Raw genomic sequence first — 22,958 nt, forward strand, 5'->3', positions numbered from 1 at the left:
GCGGAGGGTTGCGCCGTCGATGCCGGATGTCGGCGAACTATGGTGAGGCCGTGGTACTCGAGCCGAATGACCAGTTTGCTGGATTTGTTGTGCAGGCCCGGCTCGGTCATGGCGGCAGCAGCGATGTGTATCTGGCCGAGGATCTGCAACGGTCGCGGCCGGTATCGCTGAAGATTCTGGGGCCGGAGGACAGCCGGTCGCCCGAGGCGCGTGCGCGATTCGTGCACGAGTTCGACATTCTGTCGGTACTGCGGCACCCCAATATCGTGCGGATGTACACACACGGTGAAACCGACGGCAGGCTGTGGTCGGCGCACGAGTACGTGGCGGGCTCGACCGGGTCGACATTGGTACGGATGCCACATCGACGCCCGGACCTGCCGTGGGTGCTGCGCATGCTGACCGATGTCGCGGCAGGACTGGATTTCGTGCACGCCAACGATGTGGTCCATCTCGACGTCAAACCGGCGAATGTGTTGCTCGGCACGGATGCGGCCGCGCCGGTGAAGCTTTCGGACTTCGATCAGGCCCGCTGGCTGCACCGGCCCGAACCGCCGCTGGCCACCAACGGTTTCGTCGTCGTCTCGGTGCCGTTCGCCGCACCGGAACTGCTGCGGGCGGGCGCGGTGTGCCCAGCGACGGACCAGTACGCACTGGCCTGCTCGGCCATCGAACTGCTCACCGGCCGCCCGCCGTTCCCCCGCGGGAATCTCATGGCCACCGCGGAGGCCCAACTGCACGACCCGCCGCCCGAAATTTCCGCGCGCCAACACTGGATCCCGCCCGAGGTCGACGCGATCCTGCACCGGTCACTCGACAAAGACCCCGGCGCCCGCTACACCTGCTGCAGTGAACCGATCCGATTGCTCACCGAGGCGCTCCAGGGCATCGACCCGCCCACCCCCTTGCTCGACCGCCTCAATACCGCATTCACCCGATCGCACCTGAGCGCCAGATTCGGGCGAAAGGAACCTGCGAAATCCGGTCCGCGATAGGCGAATATCGTGCGCGCCGACCTGTTCGAAGGTCGTGGGCCCGAAAAAATCTCGCGTGCGGCCGACAACGCTTGTTACAGTCGCGACAGCAGCATTGATCCGGCCATCACCGGGGAGCTTCCGGAAGAACGGGGTCCGCCCCCTGTAGAACCGGACGTCGGCCGCACGTCACAGCGGCGAACGAAGTGGCACCGTATCGACTGGTGCAAGCGGGGTGGTACCGCGGAGTTCCCTGGCGCCAGGGTATTTCGTCCCCGCATGAGCAGGCTGTTCTCATGCGGGTTGACGTAGCGAGGGATCTGATTCGATGACAGACGAGGCTGTGGCGTCGCCGTTTGCCGCGTTGCCGACGCGGGTGGACCTGCCACAGGTCGATGCCAGGATCATCGACTGGTGGCGCGCCGAAGATGTGTTCCGCCGCAGCACCGAACGCACCCGAGACGCAGCTGGCTGGATCTTCTACGAGGGCCCGCCCACGGCGAACGGCTCCCCGGGCACCCATCACGTCGAAGCCCGGGTCTTCAAGGACATCTTCCCGCGATATCGCACGATGAAGGGGTATTCGGTGCCGCGGCAGGCCGGATGGGACTGCCACGGGCTGCCGGTCGAACTGGCCGTGGAAAAGGAACTCGAGCTGTCGGGCAAACCCGATATCGAGAAGATCGGCATCGACGTGTTCAATGCGCGCTGCCGGGAGTCGGTGCTGCGGCACGTCGATGAATTCGCCCAGCTCACCCGCCGGATGGGGTACTGGATCGACCTGGACAACCCCTATACGACCATGTCCCCGGAATACGTGGACAGCGTGTGGTGGTCGTTGCAGAAGATCCACGGTGACGGCCGACTGGTCGAGGACTTCCGGGTGACTCCGTATTGTCCGCGCTGCGGTACGGCGCTGTCGGATCACGAGGTCGCCCAGGGCTACGAGACCGTCACCGATCCCTCGGTGTACGTGCGGTTTCCGCTGACCGAACCACTGTCCGGATATGACGATGTGCACCTGCTGATCTGGACCACGACCCCGTGGACGCTGGTCGCCAACACCGCCGTCGCCGTGCACCCGGACGTCACCTATGTGCTGGCCCGCACCCCCGCCGGTGTGTTCGTGGTGGCCGAATTGCTGATCGCGGCGGTGCTCGGGGACCACGCCGAGCCGCTGGCCCGGTTCACCGGCCGGGAGCTGGCCGGGCTGCGCTATCGGCGGCCGTTCGATCTGGTCGAGATCCCGAACGCGCACCGGGTGGTGGTGGCCGACTACGTGAGCACCACCGACGGCACCGGGCTGGTGCACCAGGCCCCCGCGTTCGGGGCCGACGACCTGGCGGTATGCCGGGCCAACGACCTGCCGGTGGTCAACCCGATCGCCCCCGACGGGAAATTCCTCCCTACCGTTGCGCTGGTCGGGGGACTGCTCTTCAAAGCCGCCGACCAAGTGCTCATCGACGACCTCTCCGAGCGCGGGCTGCTACTCGACCACCAGCAGTATGAGCACTCCTACCCGCACTGCTGGCGGTGTCACACGCCGCTGATGTATTACGCACAGCCGTCGTGGTACATCCGCACCACCAGCGTCCGGACCGCGATGCAACGGGAGAACGAACGCACCACCTGGTTCCCCGACCACATCAAGGAGGGGCGTTTCGGCGACTGGCTGGCCAACAATATCGACTGGGCCCTGTCGCGCTCGCGCTATTGGGGAACCCCATTGCCGTTGTGGCGCTGCGACTCCGGGCATATCACCGCGATCGGATCTCGCGCCGAACTCGGGCAGCTCGCTGGACGTGATCTATCGGATCTGGATCCGCACCGGCCCTACATCGATGCCGTCGCCTTCCCCTGTCCCGACTGCGGCCGGACCGCGACGCGGGTGCCGGAAGTGATCGACGCCTGGTACGACTCCGGCGCGATGCCATTCGCCTCCCTCGGCTACCCGTACGCTGCCGGCAGTGCCGAAGCATTCGCGAAACGCTTTCCCGCGCAATATATCTGCGAGGCGATCGACCAGACCCGCGGCTGGTTCTACACCCTCATGGCCATCGGCACCCTGATCTTCGACCGCTCCCCGTACGAAAATGTGGTGTGCCTGGGGCACATCATGGCCGAAGACGGTCGCAAGATGAGCAAGCATCTGGGCAATATCCTCGCCCCGATCCCGCTGATGGACACCCACGGCGCCGACGCGCTGCGCTGGTTCATGGCCTGCTCCGGCTCGCCGTGGTCACCACGCCGTGTCGGCGCGGGCCCGCTGGAGGACATCACCCGGCGCGTGCTGCTGACCTATTGGAACACCGCGGCCTTCTTCACTCTCTACGCCAGCCACACCGACTGGCGACCCGATACCGCCCGTCCGACAACCGATCGCGCCATCCTCGACCGCTGGATCCTCGGCGAACTGCACACCCTCACCAGCGCGGTCGACGAAAAACTCGACGGCTACGACACCGCTGGCGCGGGTCGGCTGCTGGGCGGATTCATCGACGATCTGTCCAACTGGTATGTGCGCCGCAGCCGCTCGCGCTTCTGGGACGGCGAACAGGATGCACTGTCGACCCTCTACGAATGCCTGGACGTGCTGACCCGGCTGCTGGCGCCGATCATGCCGTTCATCACCGAGGAGATCTGGCAGACCGTCATCCGCCCCGGCAACCCCGACGCCGTCGAATCCGTGCACCTCACCGACTGGCCGATCGCCGACACCACGCTGGTAGACGCCCCCCTGCCCGAACAGGTCGCGATCGCTCGCGCCGCCGTCGAGGGCGGGCGCGCCGCCCGCAAAACCAGCGGCATCCGCATCCGCCAACCATTGGCTCGGGCATTTCTCGGCCTGCCGCCACACATCCAGCTCCCGCCGGAGCTGATCGAAGTCATCGCCGATGAACTGAACGTCAAAACGATCGATGTCCTCGATACGACCGGCTCCCTGACCGAAGTCGCGGTGAAACCGAACTTCCGTGCCCTCGGACAACGCTTCGGCAAACAAACCCCCGCCGTCGCCGACGCCATCCGAGCCGCCGACGCCTCGAACCTTGTCGCGCAGCTGCGCGAACACGGCACGGCCACCATCGATGACAACGGCGAACCACTCGAGATCACCGGCGCGGACGTGTCGATCACCGAAACCCCGCGCAGCGGCTGGATCGTCGAAACCCAGCGCGGAACCACCATTGCCCTCGATACCCACATCACCCCCGAACTCGCCGTCGAGGGAATCGCCCGCGATGTCATCCGCGTCGCCCAGCAAGCCCGCCGCGACGCCGGTCTGGATATCTCCGACCGAATCACACTGACCATCGCGGCCCCCGACGACGTGTTGGATGCGGTGCGACAACACCGGCCGTTCATCGGCCGAGAAACACTCGCCGACGACATCACCCTGGTCACCAACCTCACCGACGGTTACCACGGCACCGCGGGCGCGGCCGAACTCACCGTTCACCTCACCCGAACGAGCTGAGGTTCGCTCGCGGCACCTTGCGTGAGAGTCTCTCGAGAGCCACAACACCGCCGGACCGACGAAGGTGCGGCGGTGTTGTGGTTCGGGACTCAGCGAACGAAAGTCGCTGCGCGATCGGCCAAATCGAGGAGCATCTGGGGGAGGATGCCCAGCAGGACCGTGGCGCCCGCGGTGAAGGCGACCACCGCAGTGGTCAGAAATGGGCCGGCGACGGCGGGGGCGTCGGCGGGTGGATCGGTGAAGAACATCAGGACGATGACGCGAATGTAGAAGAAGGCGGCGATCGCGCTGGAGATGACACCGATGATCACCAGGTAGGTGGCATCACCGGAGGCCGCGGCTTGGAAGACCGCGAACTTGGCGACGAAACCACCGGTCAGCGGCAGACCGGCGAACGAGAGCAGCAAGAGCGCGAAAACCGTTGCCAGCCAGGGGGACCGGCGGCCGAGACCAGCCCATTGCGACATAGCGGTGGCTTCATCGCCCGCGGCGTCGCGGACCAGGCTGACGACCGCGAAGGCGCCGAGCGTGCCGAGCCCGTAGGCCAGCAGGTAGAACAGGATGGCCGAAGTGCCCGCCGCATTGGCCGCGACCAGGCCGGTGAGGATGAAACCGGCGTGCGCGACCGAGGAGTAGGCGAGCATGCGCTTGACGTCGGTCTGGGTAATGGCCATGACCGCGCCGATGACCATGGTCGCGATGGCGACCGCGGCGAGCACCGGCCGCCAGTCCTCACGCAGACCGGGGACGGCGATCTGCAGGATCCGCAGCAGCGCGCCGACGGCGGCGATCTTGGTCGCGGCGGCCATGAATCCGGTGACCGCAGTCGGCGCGCCCTGGTACACATCCGGCACCCAGGACTGGAACGGCACCGCGCCGATCTTGAACAACAAGCCGACCGCCAGCATCGCGACACCGAGCAGCGCCAGGATGGTGTTCTGTGGATGTTGCGTTATCGCCTCGGCGATACCACCGAGCTTGACGGTTCCCGCCTGCCCGTACAGCAGCGCAACTCCATAGAGGAAGAATGCGGACGAAAACGCCCCGAGCAGAAAGTATTTCAGCGACGCTTCCTGGGAGAGCAGGCGCCTGCGCCGCGCCAGCCCGCACAGCAGATACAGCGGCAGCGACAGCACCTCCAACGCGACGAACATGGTGAGCAGATCATTCGACGCCGGGAACAGCAGCAGGCCGCCGATCGCGAGCATCGCCAGCGGGAACACCTCGGTGGTCGCGACACCCGCACGAACCGCGGCCATTTCGCCCGCACTTCCCGGAACCGCGGAGGCCTGCGGGGTGAACGCGTCCACACCGCTACCGACGGTGGCCGCGGCCAGACTCCAGGTCCCCGGTCCCGAGCGGCCCTGCGGCCGGGGCTCAGCACCGCGCTCGGCCATGAACAGCAGCGCCAGAATCGACACCACCAGAATCGTGCCCTGCAGGTACAGCGTCACGCCGTCGATCGCGACCGCACCGACCATCGCGGTCGCCTTGGTCCCCGACAACCGCGCTACCGCCACCAGCGCCGCAATCAATCCGGCCAGCCCGAGGGGCACTTGGATGGCGTAACGGTGGCGGCGCGGCGCGAAGGCCTCCACGAGCACCCCGATCACCGCGGCACCGAAGACGATCAGCATCGGTGACAGCTTGGCGTATTCTATGCTCGGTGCGGGCACGCTGGCCGCGAGCAGCACTGTCATTTGTGGGCACCTCCGTGATCGGCCCCGGCGGGTCCTGCTTCGGGGATCGCGGGCGTCTTCGGCGCGGGATCGTGGACGCCGATGGTGGTGAGCGTCCGGCCCACCGCGGGGTTGATGAAGTCCAGCATCGGTTTCGGGTAGACGCCGAGGAACAGCAGCGCGGCGATCAACGGCACCACCACGGCCAGCTCGCGCGGGAGGAGATCGTAGAGCCGCTCGTTGCCCTCCTTGACCGGACCGGTCATCATCCGCTGGTACATCCACAGCACATACAGCGCGGCCAGCACCAGCGCCGCGGTCGCGACCACCGCCGCGAACCCATAGCGGGTGAAGGTGCCCAACAGCACCAGGAATTCGCTGATGAACGGCGCGAGACCGGGCAGCGACAGCGTGGCGAGACCGGCGATCATGAAGGTGCCCGCGAGCACCGGCGCCACCTTCTGTACCCCGCCGTACGCGCCGATCGCGCGAGTTCCCCTGCGCGACACCAGGAATCCCGCGATCAAGAACAGCGCGGCGGTCGAGATACCGTGGTTGACCATGTACAGCGTGGCGCCGGTCTGGCCCTGACTGGTCATCGCGAAGATACCGAGGATGATGAAGCCGAAGTGCGAGATCGAGGTGTAGGCGATCAGGCGCATCACATCGGTCTGCCCGATGGCCAACAGCGCACCGTAGATGATGCCGATCACGGCGAGCGTAACGACCAGGGGCGCATAGGTTCCCGAAGCATCTGGGAACAGCAGCAGGCAGTACCGCAGCATGCCGAAGGTGCCGACCTTGTCGACCACCGCCATCATCAGCACCGCACTCGATGGCGTCGCCGCCACCGCCGCATCCGGCAGCCAGGTGTGCAGCGGCCACAGCGGCGCCTTCACCGCGAACGCGAACATGAACCCGAGGAACAGCGCGTTGAGCACCGCCGGACCCGCACCGAGCTGTCCGGCATTGGCCGCCGCGACGACCGTGCGGAAGTCGAAGGTGCCCGACGATCCGGACCCGAGCCCCTGCCGCGCGGTCAGCACATACAACCCGATCACCGCGGCCAACATGATCAGACCGCCGAACAGGTTGTACAGCAGGAACTTCACCGCCGCCCGCGAACGCTGTTGGCGATGCGCGAGATCCGCACTGCGCGGCCCGAATCCGCCGATGAGGAAGTACATCGGGATGAGCATCGCCTCGAAGAACACGTAGAACAGCAGAATGTCGAGCGAGACGAACGAAATCAGCACCATCGCCTCGACGAGCAGGGTCAGCGCGACATAGGTGTGCGACACCCGGCGTCCGCTGCCGACCTCGCGTTCGTCGTTCCAACCGGCCAGGATCAGCAGTGGCACCAGCGCCCCGGTGAGCAGGATCAGCACCAATGCGATTCCGTCCAAGCCGAGCGTATAGCCCGCGCCGAAGGCCGGAATCCACTCATGGGATTCGACGAATTGATATTGCGCCCCACCGGGTTCGAAGCGCACGGCCAGCACGATGCCGAGCACCAGCACCGCCAATGCGACACTGAACGCCAGCCCGCGGGCGAGGGTACGCCGGGACGCGGGCAGCAGCAGCACCGCCACCGCGCCGGCGACCGGCAATACCCACAGCGTGGTCAACCAGGGAAAGTCACTCACCAGAGCCTCACTGCCAGCAGGGCCGCGGCCACCAGGGCCGCGCCGGTGAACATGGACACATCGGGTACGAGCACCGCCGCAGCCGGACGCGACCGCGTGATCAACCGGGGATAACTCACCAGAGCCTCACCGCCAAAAGTGCTGCCGCGACCAGGGCCGCGCCGGTGAACATGGACAGGGCGTAGGACCGTACGAATCCGGACTGCACTCGCCGGATCCGCGCGGACAATCCGCCGATCAGCGCGGCGGTTCCATTGACGATGCCGTCGATGCCGCGATTGTCGAGGAAGACCAGCGACCGGGTCAGATACGCACCCGGGCGCATGAATACGCCTTCATTGAACGCGTCGCCGTAGAGGTCCTTGCGGGCCGCGATCGTCAGCGCCGATACGGCTTCCGGCGCGGTCTCGGGCACTTCGCGCTGCGCGAACTGGTAGTAGGCGAAGCCGATGCCGACCGCGACCACCAGCAGGGCGAGCACAGTGACCACACCCGCGGGCACGACCTCCTCGCCGTGATGTGCCCCGACAACCGGTTCGAGCCAGTTCTGCAGCGACGACCCGAGGACGAAAACCCCACCCGCGGCGACCGATCCGATGGCGAGCAGAATCATCGGCCCGGTCATCACCGCCGGCGACTCGTGCGGATGGGTATCTGGCTTCCAGCGGCGTTCGCCGAAGAAGGTCATCATCATCACCCGCGTCATGTAGAACGCGGTCAGCCCCGCACCGACCAAGGTCACCGTTCCCAAGGCGAAACCGCTTGCGCCGCCTTGGTTGAACGCCGCCTCGATGATCCGATCCTTGGAGAAGAATCCGGCGAACGGCGGCACACCGATGATGGCCAGATAGCCGAGTCCGAAGGTCACGTAGGTGATCGGCAGCAGTGTGCGCAGTCCGCCGTAGCGGCGCATATCGGTCTCGTCGTCCATCGCGTGCATCACCGAGCCGGCCCCGAGGAACAGCCCGGCCTTGAAGAAGCCGTGGGTGAGCAGATGCATGATGGCGACGGCGTATCCGGCCGGGCCGAGACCGGCGGCCAGCACCATGTAACCGATCTGGCTCATGGTGGATGCCGCGAGCGCCTTCTTGATGTCGTCCTTCGCGCAACCGACGATCGCGCCGAACAGCAGCGTCACCGCACCGACCAGCACCACCCCGAGCCGCGCATCGGGCGCGAGATCGAAGATCGGCCCGGAGCGCGCGATCAGGTACACACCCGCGGTCACCATGGTGGCCGCGTGGATGAGCGCGGAGACCGGGGTCGGACCCTCCATGGCGTCGCCGAGCCAGGACTGCAGCGGCACCTGCGCGGACTTACCGCAGGCGGCGAGCAGCAGCAGCAACCCGATGGCGGTCAGCGTGCCCTCGCTCGCCCGCGGTGCGGTTGCGAATACCGCACCGAAGTCGATCGAGCCGAAGGTTGCGAACATGGTGAACATCGCAAGGGCCAGTCCCATGTCACCGACCCGGTTGACCACGAATGCCTTCTTGGCCGCGGTCGCCGCGGTCGGCTTGTGGTACCAGAATCCGATCAGCAGGTAGGACGCCAGGCCGACGCCCTCCCAGCCGAGGTAGAGCACCAGGTAGTTGTTCGCGAGCACCAGCAGCAGCATGGCCGCGAGGAACAGATTGAGGTAGGCGAAAAAGCGCCGTCGTCCCGGATCGTGGGCCATATAGCCGATGGAGTAGATGTGGATCAGCGATCCGACCCCGGTGATCAGCAGTGCGAAACATACTGACAGCTGGTCCAATTGGAGGCTGAAGTCCACCTGCAGTCCGTCGACCGGGACCCAGCTGAACAGATCGTTGTGGATCGCGCGGGCGGCGTCGTCGCGGCCGCGCATATCGAAGAACGCGACGACGGCGAAGCCGAACGAGGCCAGCGCGGTCGCGCAGCCGAGCAGATGACCCCACTTGTCGCTGTAGCGTCCGAGCAGCAGCAGTACGACGGCACCGGCCAGCGGCAATGCGGGCAGCACCCAGAGCGTTGCGGTATCCACGTCAGAACTTCAGCAGGTTGGCGTCGTCGACCGAGGTCGAACGGCGGGTGCGGAAGATGGTCATGATGATGGCGAGCCCGACCACGACTTCGGCCGCGGCCACCACCATGGTGAAGAACGCGAACACCTGGCCGTCCAGATTCGAATGCAGCCGGGCGAAGGTCACGAAGGCGAGGTTCACCGCATTGAGCATCAGCTCGATGCACATGAACACCACAATGGCGTTGCGCCGCAGCAGCACACCGGCCGCGCCGATGGTGAACAGCAGGGCGGACAGGAACAGGTAGTTCTCAGGATTCACCGCTTGCCTTCCTCGTCAGCCTGCGTCGAATCGTCGACGTCCGTGGGATTTTCGGGTTCGTAGGGGGCTTCGCCAGCGAATGTCGGTGTGACGCCGACCGAGATGACGGCGGCCTCCTCGAGCGCCCTGGTGCGGCGGTGCCGCAGAATCGTGCTGACCGACAGTTCCTCGAACGAGCCGTCCGGCAGCCGCGCCGGAATATCGACCGCGTTGTGTCTGGCGTACACACCCGGCGTGGGCAGTGGGGTGGCCCGATCCGAGGGGCGGTTGGGGTCGTAGGCACTGCGGAACCGGCGGCGCGAGAGTTCCTTCTGATCCAGGCGGGGTCCGAAGTTCTCCCGGTGCGCGAGGATCATCGCGCCGATGGTCGCGGTGATCAGCAACGCGCCGGTGAGTTCGAAGGCCCACACGTACCGGACGAAGATCAGCTCGGCGAGCTGTGCGATCACATCCTGGTATGCGAAACCCTTTGCCGGATAGGTTATTCCGGAGTTGCGAATGCCGTTCGCGATACCGCTGATCAACAGCAGCCCGAAGCCGAGGCCGACGGTGCCGGCCGCGAGCCGCTGTCCGCGCAGCGTTTCCCCGAGCGATTCCGGGGAGTCGACGCCGACCAGCATGAGCACGAACAGGAACAGCATCATGACCGCGCCGGTATAGACGACGATCTGCACGACACCCAGGAACAGCGCGTCCTGGGCCATGTAGAACGTGGCGAGCACGATCATGGTGGCCGCCAGGCAGATCGCGGAATGGACGGCCTTACCCGCGAACACCATGCCGAGTGCCCCGATCACCGCGAGCGGGCCGAGGATCCAGAACTGAACGGCCTCACCGGTGGAGGTGTGGGTCAGTGGCTCCGCCGCTAGTGTTCGGGCGGCAAGGATGAATTCGGTCACCGTGTGCCTCCTTCCGCGCCCGCCGTGGCGGGCTCCCTGGTGGTGCCGGAATCCGGTGTGTCCGAACCGCTTTCACCGCCCGGAATATTGCCGCGGTAGTAATCACCCTCCGTCGTGCCGGGATACATCGCATGCGGCGGCGCGGTCATACCGGGCTGCAGCGGGGCCAGCAGCCGGTCCTTCTCGTAGATCAGATCGGCGCGGTTGTCATCGGTCATCTCGTAGTCGTTGGTCATGGTCAGCGCCCGGGTCGGGCACGCCTCGATGCACAATCCACAGCCGATGCAGCGCAGATAGTTGATCTGGTAGACCTGCCCATAGCGTTCACCGGGCGAAAAGCGAGCGGTCTCGGTGTTGTCCGCGCCCTCCACATAGATCGCGTCGGCAGGACAGGCCCACGCACACAACTCGCAGCCGATGCACTTCTCCAGACCATCGGGATACCGATTGAGCTGATGGCGGCCGTGGTAGCGCGGCGCGGTCGGCACCTTCTGTTCCGGATAGGACTCGGTATTGGCCTTTTTGAACATGGTGAGCAGGGTGACCGCGAATCCGGCCAGCGGTTCGAACAGACCGGGCTTCGGTTCCGGACGCCGCGTCGCGGGATCCGGCAGCGGTGGCGTCGGGAAGCCGAGGAACACCGTGCCCGCGGCGCCCAACTCCTCCCGGCTGGGTTCCTCGGCCGTCGGCGGCACCCCCTGCCTGCGCCCGGCCCGCAGGAACATCAGCACCATCAGCGCGGAGATGATCAGCCCGCCGATCACCAGGAACGGCGTCTGGACTTTGTAGCCCTCGTTCTGCAGCACCCGGGCCGTGGCGACCAGCATGACCCACAGCAGCGAGGTCGGAATCAGCAGCTTCCAGCCGAGATTCATGAACTGGTCGTAGCGCAGGCGGGGCAGCGTACCGCGCAACCAGATGAAGACGAACAAGAACGTCCACATCTTCGCCGTGAACCACAGCACCGGCCACCAACCGGAATTCGCGCCGTCCCACAGATTGATCGGGAACGGCGCGTGCCAGCCGCCGAGGAACAGCGTGGTGGCGAGGGCGGAAACCGTTGCCATATTGATGTATTCGGCCATCATGAACATGGCGAATTTGAGCGAGGAGTACTCGGTGTGGAAGCCGCCGACCAGTTCGCCCTCGGCCTCGGGCAGGTCGAACGGGGCACGGTTGGTCTCGCCGACCATCGATACGCAGTAGATCAGAAACGACGGCAGCAGCAGGAAGACATACCAGGTACCCTCCTGCGCCTTGACGATGCCGGAGGTGGCCATGGTGCCGCCGAGCAGGAATACCGTCGCGAAACACAGCGCCATCGCGATCTCATAGGAGATCACCTGCGCAGTCGAACGCAACCCGCCCAGCAGCGGATACGTCGAACCGGACGACCAGCCCGCCAGTACGATGCCGTACACGCCGATCGAGGTGATGGCGAGGATATAGAGCACCGCCACCGGCAGATCGGTGAGCTGCAATGCCGTGCGATGACCGAGGATCGAGACCTCCGGCCCCAACGGGATGACCGCGAATGCCATGAATGCGGGCACCACCGAAATCACCGGCGCCAGAATAAAAATCGGCTTATCGACGATCGTCGGAACGATATCTTCCTTCAACGCCATCTTCACGCCGTCGGCGACGGCCTGCAGCGTGCCTTTGGGACCGACCCGGTTCGGGCCGACGCGCATCTGCATCCACGCCACGATCTTGCGTTCCAGATACACCGCCATCATCGGCGTGAGCAGCAGGAAGGCGAAGATCGCCAGGGACTTCCCGATGACGAGCCACAGCGGATCGTGGCCGAAAAGAGAGAGATCACTCATGGCGGTGTTCCTTCATCCTCTCGTCGGCGCGATGCAGCTGCACCACACCGCCCGGCTGGGTGGCGAGCTGTTCGTTGACCGAGCAGCCCGGCGAGTTCAACGGCAGCCATGCCACGCGATCGGGCAGATCGGTGATCAGCAGCGGCAGCGTGACGGCGCCGCGGTCGGTGGCGATGACGATCTGGTCATCGTCGGCCGCACCGATCTCGGCGGCGGTGGCGGGGGACAGGCGCACGACCGGCGGCCGCGCGACGCCCGCAAGATTCGGCTCGCCGTCCTGCATGCGCCCCTGATCCAGCAGCATCCGCCAGCCGGACAGGATGGCGATGCCCGGACCCGTCTGGGGCACCGGATGTGGCCGATAGGCGGGCGCGGCGACCGGCGGGCCGTCCCAGGCGCCGAGTTCGGCGAGTTCGGCACGCACGGCGGCGGTATCGGGGAGTCCGAGTGCCACTTTCATTTCGTCCGCGATGGCATGCAGCACCCGTTGATCCGACAGCGGTGCGGGTTCGCGGCGCACCATCGAATCACCGAGTGCGGCATCGAATTGCCGCGGCCTGCCCTCCCAGGTGCGGAAGGTGCCGGACTTCTGCATCGCCGAGGCCACCGGGAAGACGACATCGGCGCGCTCGGTGACGGCACTGCGCCGCAACTCCAGGCTGACCACGAAGCGGGCGGCGTCGATGGCATCGAGCGCGGCCTGCGGATCCGGCATATCGGCGATCTCGACCCCGCCGACGATGAGCGCGCCCAAGGCGGGGGCGGCCTCCAGGATGGCGGCGGTGTCGCGACCGACGGTGACCGGCAGGTCCGCGACATTCCAGATCGTGCGAACCTGTTGGCGCGCACGGGGATCCACCACGGGGCGGCCACCGGGCAGCAGTCCGGGCAATGCGCCCGCCTCGATCGCACCGCGCTCGCCGGCCCGTCGCGGCACCCAGGCCAGCGCGGCCCCGGTCTCGTCGGCGAGGCGGACCGCGGCCGACAACGCACCCGGAATTCCGGCCATTCGCTCACCGACAAGGACCACCGCGCCGGGCTGACGCAGCAGCAGCGCAGCCGTCGCCAAAGCGGCTGAGTCCGTTGCGATCTCACCGGTGTGCAGGGCATCGAGCAGATGCGGCTCGGTGCCGGGCACGGCCTGCAGCAGGGTGCCCGACATCCGCTCCAGACCGCGCGAGGAGTAAGCGGCGAGGGAGAAGATCGGCATGCCGCGCTTGCGCGCCGCCTTGCGCAGCCGCAGATAGATGATCGGCGACTCCTCCTCCGGCTCGAGTCCGGCGAGCAGCACGACCGGCGCGTTCTCCAGCGCGTCGTAGTCGACGGTGACGCCCTGTCCGGCCACCCGGGCCGCCAGGAAGTCGGCCTCCTCCACCGAATGCGCCCGGGTGCGGAAGTCGATGTCATTGGTGCCGAGGGCGATTCGAGCGAATTTGGCGTAGGCGTAGGCGTCTTCCTCGGTGACGCGACCGCCGACCAGGACGCCCGCGTTGCCGAAGGCCGATGCCAGCCCCTCCGCGGCCGCGGCCAGCGCCTCGGACCAGGATGCGGGGGCGAGTTTGCCGTCCCAGCCGCGCACCAGCGGTGTGGTCAGCCGGTCGCGTTCGGTCGCGTAGGTGAAGGCCCACCGGCCCTTATCGCAGTTCCACTCCTCGTTGACCTGCGGATCGTCACCGGCCAAGCGGCGCAACACCTTTCCCCGACGGTGGTCGGTGCGCTGTGCGCAACCCGATGCGCAGTGCTCGCAGACGCTCGGGCTCGAGACCAGGTCGAATGGGCGGGCCCGGAACCGGTAGCTGGTGCCGGTGAGCGCGCCGACCGGGCAGATCTGCACGGTATTGCCGGAGAAGTAGGAGTCGAACGGTTCGGCCTGTGCGGTGCCGACCTGCTCGAGCGCGCCGCGGTCCATCAGTTCGATGAACGGATCCCCGGCGACCTGCTGGGAGAAGCGGGTGCAGCGGGCGCACAGCACACAGCGTTCCCGGTCCAGCAGCACCGCGGTCGAGAGCGGAATCGGCTTGGGGTAGGTGCGCTTCACGCCGTCGAACCGGGTCTCGGGCCGACCGCTGGACATCGCCTGGTTCTGCAGCGGACATTCGCCGCCCTTATCGCAGACCGGGCAGTCGAGGGGATGGTTGATGAGCAGCAGCTCCATCACCCCCTCCTGCGCCTTATCGGCGGCGGGTGAGGTCAGCTGGGTGCGCACGACCATGCCGTCGGCGACGGCCATCGTGCAGGAGGCGACCGGCTTGCGCTGACCCTCGACCTCGACCAGGCACTGCCGGCACGCGCCGACCGGGTCGAGCAGCGGATGGTCGCAGAAGCGCGGGATCTGGATGCCGATGAGTTCGGCGGCCCGGATCAGCAGCGTGCCCGCGGGCACGCTGACCTCGGTGTCGTCGATGGTGACGGTGACCAGATCGGCCGCAACCAGCCCACTGGTGTTGGTGTTCACGGTGGCTGGCCCACCCGCGACCCGACCGCCGCCGCCCACGGAATCGCTACGCGATGCTGTACTCATTTGACTCCTTCGGCCCAGGCGGTGGATCGCGCGGGATCGAACGGGCAGCCGTCGAGCCGCAGATGGTCGAGGTATTCCTGGCGGAAGTACTTCAACGAGGAGATGATCGGACTGGCCGCGCCGTCGCCGAGTGCGCAGAACGACTTGCCGTTGATGGTGTCGCTGATATCGAGGAGCTTCTCGATATCCGATGCGGTGCCCCGGCCCGCCTCTATCCGGGTGAGCAGTTGGACGAGCCAGTACGTGCCCTCGCGACAGGGAGTGCATTTGCCGCAGGATTCGTGGGCGTAGAACTCGGTCCAGCGCAGCACCGCGCGCACCACGCAGGTGGTGTCGTCGAAGATCTGTAATGCCTTGGTGCCCAACATGGAACCGGCACCGGCGACGCCCTCGTAGTCCAGGGGCACGTCGAGGTGTTCATCGGTGAACAGCGGTGTCGACGAACCGCCCGGCGTCCAGAACTTCACCTGATGTCCGGCGCGCACGCCACCGGCGTAGTCGAGCAGTTCGCGCAGCGTAATGCCCAGTGGCGCTTCGTATTGGCCCGGCCGGGCGACATGGCCCGACAGCGAGTACAGCGTGAAACCAGGGGACTTCTCGCTGCCCATGGACCGGAACCAGGTAGTGCCGTTGAGGATGATCGGCGGCACGCTGGCAATGGATTCCACATTGTTGACCACCGTCGGGCAGGCGTACAGGCCCGCGACGGCCGGGAACGGCGGGCGCAGCCGGGGCTGGCCGCGCCGACCCTCGAGCGAATCCAGCAGCGCCGTTTCCTCACCACAGATATAGGCGCCGGCTCCGGCGTGCACGATCAGTTCCAGGTCATAGCCCGAGCCGAGAATGTTCTTGCCGAGGAATCCGGCCGCATACGCCTGCCCGACCGCGGCCTGCAGTCGGCGCAGCACCGGAACCACCTCGCCGCGCACGTAAATGAACGCATGCGCCGCCCGAATCGCATAGGCCGCGATGATCACGCCCTCGATGAGGGTATGCGGCGTGGCCAGCATGAGCGGAATGTCCTTGCAGGTACCGGGTTCCGACTCGTCGGCATTGACCACCAGGTAGTGCGGTTTGGTGACGCCATCCGGTCCCGTCCCCTGCGGGATGAAGCTCCACTTCATACCGGTCGGGAACCCCGCGCCGCCGCGGCCGCGCAGGCCCGCGTCCTTGACGGTCTGGATGATCTGATCGGGTTGCATGCGCAGGGCTTTGCGCAGTGCCTGATAGCCGTCGTGGCTGCGGTAGTGCTCGATGGTCCACGACTGTGGGTCATCCCAGTACCGGGTGAGTACGGGAGTCAGTGTCATCACACATCCTCCGAATTCGGTTCCGGCGCTTGCATATTCTGTTCCCGCGCGATCCGCAGCCCGGCCAGCGTCGCCTCGCCCGCCGCGCCGTCGAGGACACCCGGGCGTTCGTCCGGGAATCCGGCCAGAATGCGCGCGGTCTGCTTGAACGTGCACAGCGGCGCGCCACGCGTCGGCGTCACCTGTTCGCCCCTGCGCAGCGAATCCACCAGTGCGGCAGCCGATTCCGGGGTCTGGTTATCGAAGAACTCCCAGTTGACCATGACCACCGGCGCGAAATCGCATGCGGCGTTGCACTCGATGTGCTCTAGGGTGATCGCCCCGTCAGGGGTGGTCTCGCCGTGCCCGATACCGAGGTGTTGCCGCAGCGTATCGAGAATGGCGTCGCCGCCCATCACCGCGCAGAGGGTGTTGGTGCAGACACCGACGTGGTAGTCGCCGGTGGGGGTGCGCCGGTACATCGAGTAGAAGGTGGCCACCGCGGTGACCTCCGCGCCGGTCAAGCCCAGCTGATCGGCACAGAATTCGATGCCGGTGCCGGTGACGCAGCCCTCCTCGGCCTGCACCAGATGCAGCAACGGCAACAGTGCAGAGCGCGGCTCCGGATAGCGGGCGATGATCTCTTTCGCATCGACCTCCAGCCGTTCGCGCACATACGGTGCGAACGGCTGCGGCCGGGTGGAAAGCTTCAGCAGGATCTCTGTCATCGGTCTACTCCGCCCATGACCGGGTCGATGCTGGCGACGGAGGCGATGACGTCGGCGACCATACCGCCCTCGCACATCGCCGCCACCGCTTGCAGATTCGTGAACGAGGGGTCGCGATAGTGCACGCGATACGGGCGGGTGCCGCCGTCGCTGACCATATGCACGCCGAGTTCACCACGTGGGGATTCGACGGCCACATACACCTGTCCCGCCGGAACCCGGATGCCCTCGGTGACGAGTTTGAAGTGGTGGATGAGTCCCTCCATGGATGTGCCCATGATGCGGCCGATGTGCTCGGGGGAGTTGCCGAGTCCGTCCGGGCCCAACTGCAGGTCGGCGGGCCAGGCGATCTTCTTGTCGTCCACCATCACCGGGCCGGGCCGCAGTTTGTCCAGGCACTGCTCGACGATCTTGAGCGATTCCTTCATCTCCGCCACCCGAATCCAGTAGCGGCCGTAGCAGTCACAGCCGGTGGTGGTGGGAACGTCGAATTCGTAGTTCTCGTAACCGCAGTACGGTGCGGCCTTGCGTAGATCGTGCGGCAGACCGGTGGAGCGCAGCACCGGACCGGTGATGCCGAGCGCCATGCAGCCGGTGAGATCCAGGTAGCCGATATTCTGGGTGCGCGCCTTCCAGATCGGGTTCTGGGTGAGCAGATGGTCCATATCGCGCAGCCGCTTGGGCAAAAGAGCAAGCAGCTCACGGACTTTGGTGACGCCGTCATCGGGCAGGTCCTGGGCCAGGCCGCCGGGCCGAATGTAGGCGTGGTTCATGCGCAGGCCGGTGATGGTCTCGAAGACGTCGAGGATCAGTTCGCGTTCCCGGAAACCGAACAGCATCGGGGTGAGCGCGCCCAACTCCATGCCACCGGTCGCCAGCGCCACCAGATGTGAGGAGATCCGATTGAGTTCCATGAGCATGACGCGAACGATGGTGGCGCGCTCGGGAATCTGATCCTCGATATCGAGCAGCCGTTCGACGCCGAGGCAGTACGCCGTCTCGTTGAAGAAGGGCGAGAGGTAATCCATCCGCGTCACGAAGGTGGTGCCCTGCGCCCAGTTGCGGAATTCGAGATTCTTCTCGATGCCGGTGTGCAGGTAGCCGATGCCGCAGCGGGCCTCGGTGACCGTTTCGCCCTCGATCTCGAGGATCAGCCGGAGCACGCCGTGTGTGGAGGGATGCTGTGGGCCCATATTGACGACGATGCGTTCTTCGCCCGCGCCGTCGAGGGTTTCGGTGACCGCGTCCCAGTCCTGGCCGGCCACCGTCACCACGGTCGCTTCCGACTTCGGCTTGCCAGCGGGTTCGGGCCCGGTGTCGTTGTTGACGCCGGGCCGGGTGTCGATGTCGTTCATTACTTGTACGCCCTCCGCTCGTCGGGCGGCGGAATGCGCGCGCCCTTGTACTCGACCGGGATCCCGCCGAGCGGGTAGTCCTTGCGCTGGGGGTGGCCACGCCAGTCGTCGGGCATCGCGATGCGTGTCAGCGAGGGGTGGCCGTCGAAGAGGATGCCGAAGAAGTCGTAGGTTTCCCGCTCGTGCCAGTCGGTGGTCGGATACACGCCGAACAGCGACGGGATATGCGGGTCGGCGTCCGGTGCGGAGACCTCGATGCGCAGGCGCCGGTTGTGCGTGATGGACATGAGGTGATACACCGCGTGCAATTCGCGGCCGGCGTCCTCGGGATAGTGCACGCCGTTCACGCCGAGGCACAGCTCGAAACGCAGTGCGCCGGTGTCACGCAATGCCGTGGCGACGGTGACGAGGTGTTCGCGGCGCACGTGCAGGGTGAGTTCGCCGCGAAAGACGATCACCTTCTCGATGGCGCTTTCCCAACGGGTATCGACCGCGCCGAGGGCGGCGTGGAGTTCACCGACGATCTCGTCGAAATAGCCGCCGTAGGGCGCGGGGGTGCTGCCGGGCAGTGTCACCGGGCGGACCAGGCGGCCGTACCCGGAGGTGTCGCCGGTACCGCTGACGCCGAACATGCCGCGCCGCACACCGATCACCTCGGCCGGTGGCGAATCCGCTTCCGGCGGTGTCCCTTCCGGACCGGCGGTGGCCGCGGCGTCGATGAACTCCTGCGGTGTCCTGGTCTCGGTGTTGTCGGGGGTATCGAAGGTCATCGCAGCAGACCCTCCATCCGGATGGTCGGCGTGGACGCCAGTGCGGCCGCTTCGGCGGCGCGGATGGCCTCTTCGCGATTGACGCCGAGCGGCATCTCCTGAATCTTCGCGTGCAGGGTCAGGATGGCGTTCAACAGCATTTCCGGGCGGGGCGGGCAGCCGGGTAGGTAGATGTCGACCGGTACCACATGGTCCACGCCCTGCACGATGGCGTAGTTGTTGAACATGCCACCCGAGGACGCGCAAACGCCCATGGCCAGCACCCATTTCGGTTCGGTCATCTGGTCGTAGACCTGACGCAGCACCGGTGCCATCTTCTGGCTGACCCGGCCCGCGACGATCATCAGATCAGCCTGCCGCGGTGAGGCGCGGAACGCCTCCATACCGAAGCGGGCGATATCGAAACGTCCGGCACCGGTGGCCATCATCTCGATGGCGCAGCAGGCCAGACCGAAGGTGGCGGGCCACAGTGAGCCCTTGCGCAGGTATCCGGCGAAATCTTCGACCGTGCTCAGCAGGAAGCCGCTGGGCAGTTTTTCCTCGAGACCCATATTCGACTAACTCTCACTTCCACTGTGCGTATGTCGCTGGCGGGCGTATTGCTCGGTATGCCATGGCCATGTGGTCGATCAGTCCCAGCTGAGGCCGCCGCGGCGCCATTCGTAGGCGTAGGCCACGGAGACGTTGAAGATGAACAGCGCCATCGCGGCGAGACCGAAGAGACCGAGCGCATCGAAGTGGACAGCCCACGGGTAGAGGAACACGATCTCGATGTCGAAGATGATGAACAGCATGGCGGTGAGGTAGTACTTCACCGGAAAGCGTTGTCCGGTAACGTTTCCCGGCCCGCCCGCGACGGCGTGCGGTGTCGGTTCGATGCCGCACTCGTAGGCCTCCTGTTTGGCCCGGTTGCGTCGTTTCGGGCCGACGAGGGCCGAGAGGATGATGGAGAAAACCGCGAACGCGGCGGCGACCGCGCCGAGGACCAGAGTGGGCATCTCGATATTCACGACTGCACTTCCCCTCCTTGCGAGCTGTAGCTGGCGGTTGGGCGTCATTTCCCCCGACGGCGCCGGAGGTGTGCTGGTCGGCGTCGGAATGACGGCAGCTTCCGAGGCGGGCTGACGTCGTTGTCCGCCTCGGTCAGACTCGCCTCATGGCCTGCTCGCACCGCGCGGGTCTGTCATATCGAGGCTCGCGCCCATGTGAGCTACGGCACAGCCTACAACTGACGCGACGAGTCGACCGTTCATTCGAATGAGGTGTTTGATCGAAAACGGGACTGCTATTTATGACTGAATCGGGGGTAATCCGGCCCGCGGGATCGCTCAGTGATTGCCCCGTCACGTGACATTCGAGTGCCCGCGTCCGAAGACGCGGGCATGGTGTGTCTACTCGGGCTTACCAGCGAAATTCGGTCAGGCCGCGGTGCGATTGCGCAGCACCGCGACAACGGCCTCGGTGAGCCGGATCGGATCGATCGGATGCGACACCGCGGCCTCGGCGCGCGACCAGTTCGCGAGCCAGGCGTCGTCGGGGCGACCGGTCAGCACCAGAACCGGTGGGCACTGGTCGATCTCGTCCTTGAGCTGTTTGGCGATGCCGAGCCCGCCCGCCGGGGCGGATTCCCCGTCCAGGATGGCCAGGTCGATACCGCCCGCGTCCATCTGCTCGATGACCACGGGTGCGGTCGCCACCTCGAGGTATTCGAAGGTGGGAAATTCGGGGTGCGGATGTCTGCCCAGCGCCAGCATCACTTGGCGCCGGGTATCGGCGTCGTTGCTGTAGACGAGAACCCGCAGCGGGGTGGAACGATTCGCGTCGGCCACGCAGGGATGGTACGTCCGCGAGGGGACGCGGCGTGGCAGGTTGGTGCAGATCGGTGGTGCGCGTCGAGCAAGGCAATCGAAAGCCACTGCCGAGTTCCGGCCGGTAGCATCCCGAAAATGCGGGGAGATATCACCCGGGAACTCGTCGAAACCGACGTGTGGACCGATGAGATGGTGGGCCGGGCGGGGATTCCGGTGGTGGATGTTCCGTTCGTGACGATCGGCAGCGGTATCGGGTCCTTCGTCACCTATGACACCCTGCGGATCTACGGCGTCGCGGCGGCATCGATGGCGGTGCTCGGGCCGCAGGAGGTGCCCTGGTCGTCGTATGAGTATCTGACCCGGGTGTCGCAGATTCCGCGCGAGGAGCGGTTGCGCAGTGATTCGGCGTCGACGCCGGACAATATCTGGGGGTTTCCGTCCTATGCGGTGCGCGAGGCGTTGGCGGAGAAAACGATCCGGCCGCTGTGGAATGTGTTCACCGAGCCGATCTTCGCCAATTACTACACACCAAGGGCCGGGCAAGCGTTCGTTTCGATGGAGCGCGAGTTCCATCGAATCGGGTATGCCGGATCGTTGCACAAAGGGCAGGTACGCATGGTGCGCAAGCGGTACGGCGGTGGATACTTCACCATCCTCACCCCGCCTGCCGGTGCGACACCGACCAAGCGGATCGCGTTCCGCAGTACCTATGCCCATGTGGCCGTTGGGTATCCGGGACTGAAGTTGCTGCCCGATCTGCAGGAATACCGGGCGAAGTATCGCGATCCGACGCGGGTGGTCAATGCCTACGAACCGCATGAGCACGTCTACCAGGCCCTGCAGCGCAGGCCGTGCACGGTGATGATTCGCGGTAGCGGAATCGTTGCCAGCCGAGTGCTGCAGCGGATCATCGACGATCGCGACCAGCTTCAACTCGATACTCGGATCCTGCACCTGTTCCGCAACTATGTGGGCAAGACGCAGGGGAAGAACCTCTTCAACCGCCGCAGGTCCGGTGACGGCTGGTCCTATCAGGGATTCAACTATCCGAAGTCGGTGTGGGGCGGGCAGCTCAAGGCGAAAATGCGCACACTGCAAGGAGAACAGCGCGCGCGGGCCTACCAGGAGATGGGTGGCACCAGCACGCCCATCCGCGACGGTTGGCAGGAGCAGTTGCGGCGTGGGCGCAAGCAGGGCTGGTACCAGGTGATGGCGGGCACGGCGCGCGATCTGCGGCCCGCGCCCGGCCGGGGTGGGGTGATCACGACCATCGTGCCGGATCCGACCGCGCCGCTGCCGTTTGCGCCGCCGACCCAGCCCTTCGATACCGCCGCGGATTACATCATCGACTGCACCGGGTTGGAGGCCGATGTGCGCGAGCATCGCTTGTTGGCGGATCTGCTGGATCACGCTGGGGCCGGACGTAATCCGGTGGGGCGGATGGATGTGGCGACCACCTTCGAATTGATCGGCACGCGAAGTGGCAGCGGACGCATCTATGCATCTGGTAGCGCGACGCTGGGTGGTCCGTTTCCGGGGGTGGATACCTTCCTCGGCTTGCAGATCGCGGCGCAGGAGATCGCGGACGATCTTGCGGCGCTGGGATTCTGTCAACGCATGGGGCCGCTGCGCTCGACCAGGCAATGGTGGTTGTGGGCGACGAACAAGAAGATCTGAAC

The 22,958-nt window shown here is 66.0% G+C and carries 18 protein-coding genes; 3 read left to right on the plus strand and 15 right to left on the minus strand.

What is annotated here, in order from left to right:
* Positions 1 to 50 precede the first annotated feature (50 nt).
* Positions 51 to 995 carry a serine/threonine-protein kinase gene (locus tag ACQP0C_RS19330; RefSeq protein ID WP_433734278.1) on the plus strand — a complete coding sequence of 315 codons (945 nt, stop codon included), beginning with the start codon at positions 51 to 53 and terminating at the stop codon, positions 993 to 995.
* Positions 996 to 1,302: 307 nt separating this feature from the next.
* The gene (gene ileS, locus ACQP0C_RS19335; protein WP_433734279.1) at positions 1,303 to 4,449 is read left to right on the plus strand and encodes an isoleucine--tRNA ligase; all 3,147 of its coding nucleotides are present in this window, start codon (positions 1,303 to 1,305) and stop codon (positions 4,447 to 4,449) included.
* Between the two features lie 89 nt (positions 4,450 to 4,538).
* Here ileS and nuoN read toward each other — a convergent pair whose 3' ends face one another.
* The 15 genes from nuoN to ACQP0C_RS19410 form a co-directional block, all read right to left on the minus strand.
* Entirely contained in the window at positions 4,539 to 6,149 is a 1,611-nt protein-coding gene (gene nuoN / locus ACQP0C_RS19340) for an NADH-quinone oxidoreductase subunit NuoN (RefSeq protein ID WP_433734280.1), read from the minus strand.
* Positions 6,146 to 7,774, minus strand: a complete 1,629-nt coding sequence (locus ACQP0C_RS19345) for an NADH-quinone oxidoreductase subunit M (RefSeq protein WP_433734281.1) — start codon at positions 7,772 to 7,774, stop codon at positions 6,146 to 6,148. Before ACQP0C_RS19345 ends, nuoN begins: the two co-directional genes overlap by 4 nt.
* Complete coding sequence (locus tag ACQP0C_RS19350) at positions 7,771 to 7,893, minus strand: hypothetical protein (RefSeq protein ID WP_433734282.1); 123 nt, start codon at positions 7,891 to 7,893, stop codon at positions 7,771 to 7,773. The genes ACQP0C_RS19345 and ACQP0C_RS19350 overlap by 4 nt, the downstream gene beginning before the upstream one ends.
* The gene (nuoL, locus tag ACQP0C_RS19355) at positions 7,890 to 9,776 is read right to left on the minus strand and encodes an NADH-quinone oxidoreductase subunit L (protein WP_433734283.1); all 1,887 of its coding nucleotides are present in this window, start codon (positions 9,774 to 9,776) and stop codon (positions 7,890 to 7,892) included. Before nuoL ends, ACQP0C_RS19350 begins: the two co-directional genes overlap by 4 nt.
* A 1-nt stretch (position 9,777) precedes the next feature.
* Positions 9,778 to 10,077, minus strand: a complete 300-nt coding sequence (gene nuoK / locus ACQP0C_RS19360; protein WP_062982135.1) for an NADH-quinone oxidoreductase subunit NuoK — start codon at positions 10,075 to 10,077, stop codon at positions 9,778 to 9,780.
* Positions 10,074 to 10,976, minus strand: coding sequence for an NADH-quinone oxidoreductase subunit J (locus ACQP0C_RS19365; RefSeq protein WP_433734284.1), 903 nt, complete (start codon positions 10,974 to 10,976; stop codon positions 10,074 to 10,076). The genes nuoK and ACQP0C_RS19365 overlap by 4 nt, the downstream gene beginning before the upstream one ends.
* Positions 10,973 to 12,805, minus strand: a complete 1,833-nt coding sequence (gene nuoH, locus ACQP0C_RS19370; RefSeq protein WP_433734285.1) for an NADH-quinone oxidoreductase subunit NuoH — start codon at positions 12,803 to 12,805, stop codon at positions 10,973 to 10,975. The genes ACQP0C_RS19365 and nuoH overlap by 4 nt, the downstream gene beginning before the upstream one ends.
* Entirely contained in the window at positions 12,798 to 15,326 is a 2,529-nt protein-coding gene (locus tag ACQP0C_RS19375; RefSeq protein WP_433734286.1) for an NADH-quinone oxidoreductase subunit G, read from the minus strand. The genes nuoH and ACQP0C_RS19375 overlap by 8 nt, the downstream gene beginning before the upstream one ends.
* Positions 15,323 to 16,636 (minus strand): NADH-quinone oxidoreductase subunit NuoF, encoded by a 1,314-nt coding sequence (gene nuoF, locus ACQP0C_RS19380; RefSeq protein WP_433734287.1) that lies wholly within the window; start codon positions 16,634 to 16,636, stop codon positions 15,323 to 15,325. Before nuoF ends, ACQP0C_RS19375 begins: the two co-directional genes overlap by 4 nt.
* Entirely contained in the window at positions 16,636 to 17,343 is a 708-nt protein-coding gene (gene nuoE / locus ACQP0C_RS19385; RefSeq protein WP_433734288.1) for an NADH-quinone oxidoreductase subunit NuoE, read from the minus strand. The genes nuoF and nuoE overlap by 1 nt, the downstream gene beginning before the upstream one ends.
* A complete protein-coding gene (locus ACQP0C_RS19390; protein ID WP_433734593.1) occupies positions 17,340 to 18,689 on the minus strand; it encodes an NADH-quinone oxidoreductase subunit D in 1,350 nt (449 codons plus the stop codon). Before ACQP0C_RS19390 ends, nuoE begins: the two co-directional genes overlap by 4 nt.
* Before the next feature lie 8 nt (positions 18,690 to 18,697).
* A complete protein-coding gene (locus ACQP0C_RS19395; protein ID WP_433734289.1) occupies positions 18,698 to 19,468 on the minus strand; it encodes an NADH-quinone oxidoreductase subunit C in 771 nt (256 codons plus the stop codon).
* Positions 19,465 to 20,019 carry a NuoB/complex I 20 kDa subunit family protein gene (locus tag ACQP0C_RS19400; protein ID WP_354956693.1) on the minus strand — a complete coding sequence of 185 codons (555 nt, stop codon included), beginning with the start codon at positions 20,017 to 20,019 and terminating at the stop codon, positions 19,465 to 19,467. Before ACQP0C_RS19400 ends, ACQP0C_RS19395 begins: the two co-directional genes overlap by 4 nt.
* Positions 20,020 to 20,097: 78 nt before the next feature.
* Positions 20,098 to 20,466, minus strand: a complete 369-nt coding sequence (locus tag ACQP0C_RS19405; protein ID WP_433685701.1) for an NADH-quinone oxidoreductase subunit A — start codon at positions 20,464 to 20,466, stop codon at positions 20,098 to 20,100.
* Positions 20,467 to 20,886: 420 nt separating this feature from the next.
* Positions 20,887 to 21,297, minus strand: a complete 411-nt coding sequence (locus tag ACQP0C_RS19410) for an Rv3143 family two-component system response regulator (protein ID WP_433685031.1) — start codon at positions 21,295 to 21,297, stop codon at positions 20,887 to 20,889.
* 117 nt (positions 21,298 to 21,414) lie between these two features.
* On the opposite strand from ACQP0C_RS19410, the gene ACQP0C_RS19415 reads away from it, so the two are divergent.
* Entirely contained in the window at positions 21,415 to 22,956 is a 1,542-nt protein-coding gene (locus tag ACQP0C_RS19415; RefSeq protein ID WP_433734290.1) for a hypothetical protein, read from the plus strand.
* The last annotated feature ends 2 nt before the right edge of the window (positions 22,957 to 22,958 follow it).

Origin of the sequence: Nocardia sp. CA-129566, assembly GCF_050956075.1 — a bacterium.
Taxonomy (GTDB): domain Bacteria; phylum Actinomycetota; class Actinomycetes; order Mycobacteriales; family Mycobacteriaceae; genus Nocardia.

Bases quoted from the DNA above. Each gene is read 5' to 3' on its own strand.
- ileS (WP_433734279.1), top strand. From the start codon at position 1,303: ATGACAGACGAGGCTGTGGCGTCGCCGTTTGCCGCGTTGCCGACGCGG.
- nuoN (WP_433734280.1), bottom strand. From the start codon at position 6,149: ATGACAGTGCTGCTCGCGGCCAGCGTGCCCGCACCGAGCATAGAATAC.
- nuoH (WP_433734285.1), bottom strand. From the start codon at position 12,805: ATGAGTGATCTCTCTCTTTTCGGCCACGATCCGCTGTGGCTCGTCATC.
- ACQP0C_RS19375 (WP_433734286.1), bottom strand. From the start codon at position 15,326: ATGAGTACAGCATCGCGTAGCGATTCCGTGGGCGGCGGCGGTCGGGTC.
- nuoF (WP_433734287.1), bottom strand. From the start codon at position 16,636: ATGACACTGACTCCCGTACTCACCCGGTACTGGGATGACCCACAGTCG.
- nuoE (WP_433734288.1), bottom strand. From the start codon at position 17,343: ATGACAGAGATCCTGCTGAAGCTTTCCACCCGGCCGCAGCCGTTCGCA.
- ACQP0C_RS19395 (WP_433734289.1), bottom strand. From the start codon at position 19,468: ATGACCTTCGATACCCCCGACAACACCGAGACCAGGACACCGCAGGAG.
- ACQP0C_RS19400 (WP_354956693.1), bottom strand. From the start codon at position 20,019: ATGGGTCTCGAGGAAAAACTGCCCAGCGGCTTCCTGCTGAGCACGGTC.
- ACQP0C_RS19405 (WP_433685701.1), bottom strand. From the start codon at position 20,466: ATGCCCACTCTGGTCCTCGGCGCGGTCGCCGCCGCGTTCGCGGTTTTC.
- ACQP0C_RS19415 (WP_433734290.1), top strand. From the start codon at position 21,415: ATGCGGGGAGATATCACCCGGGAACTCGTCGAAACCGACGTGTGGACC.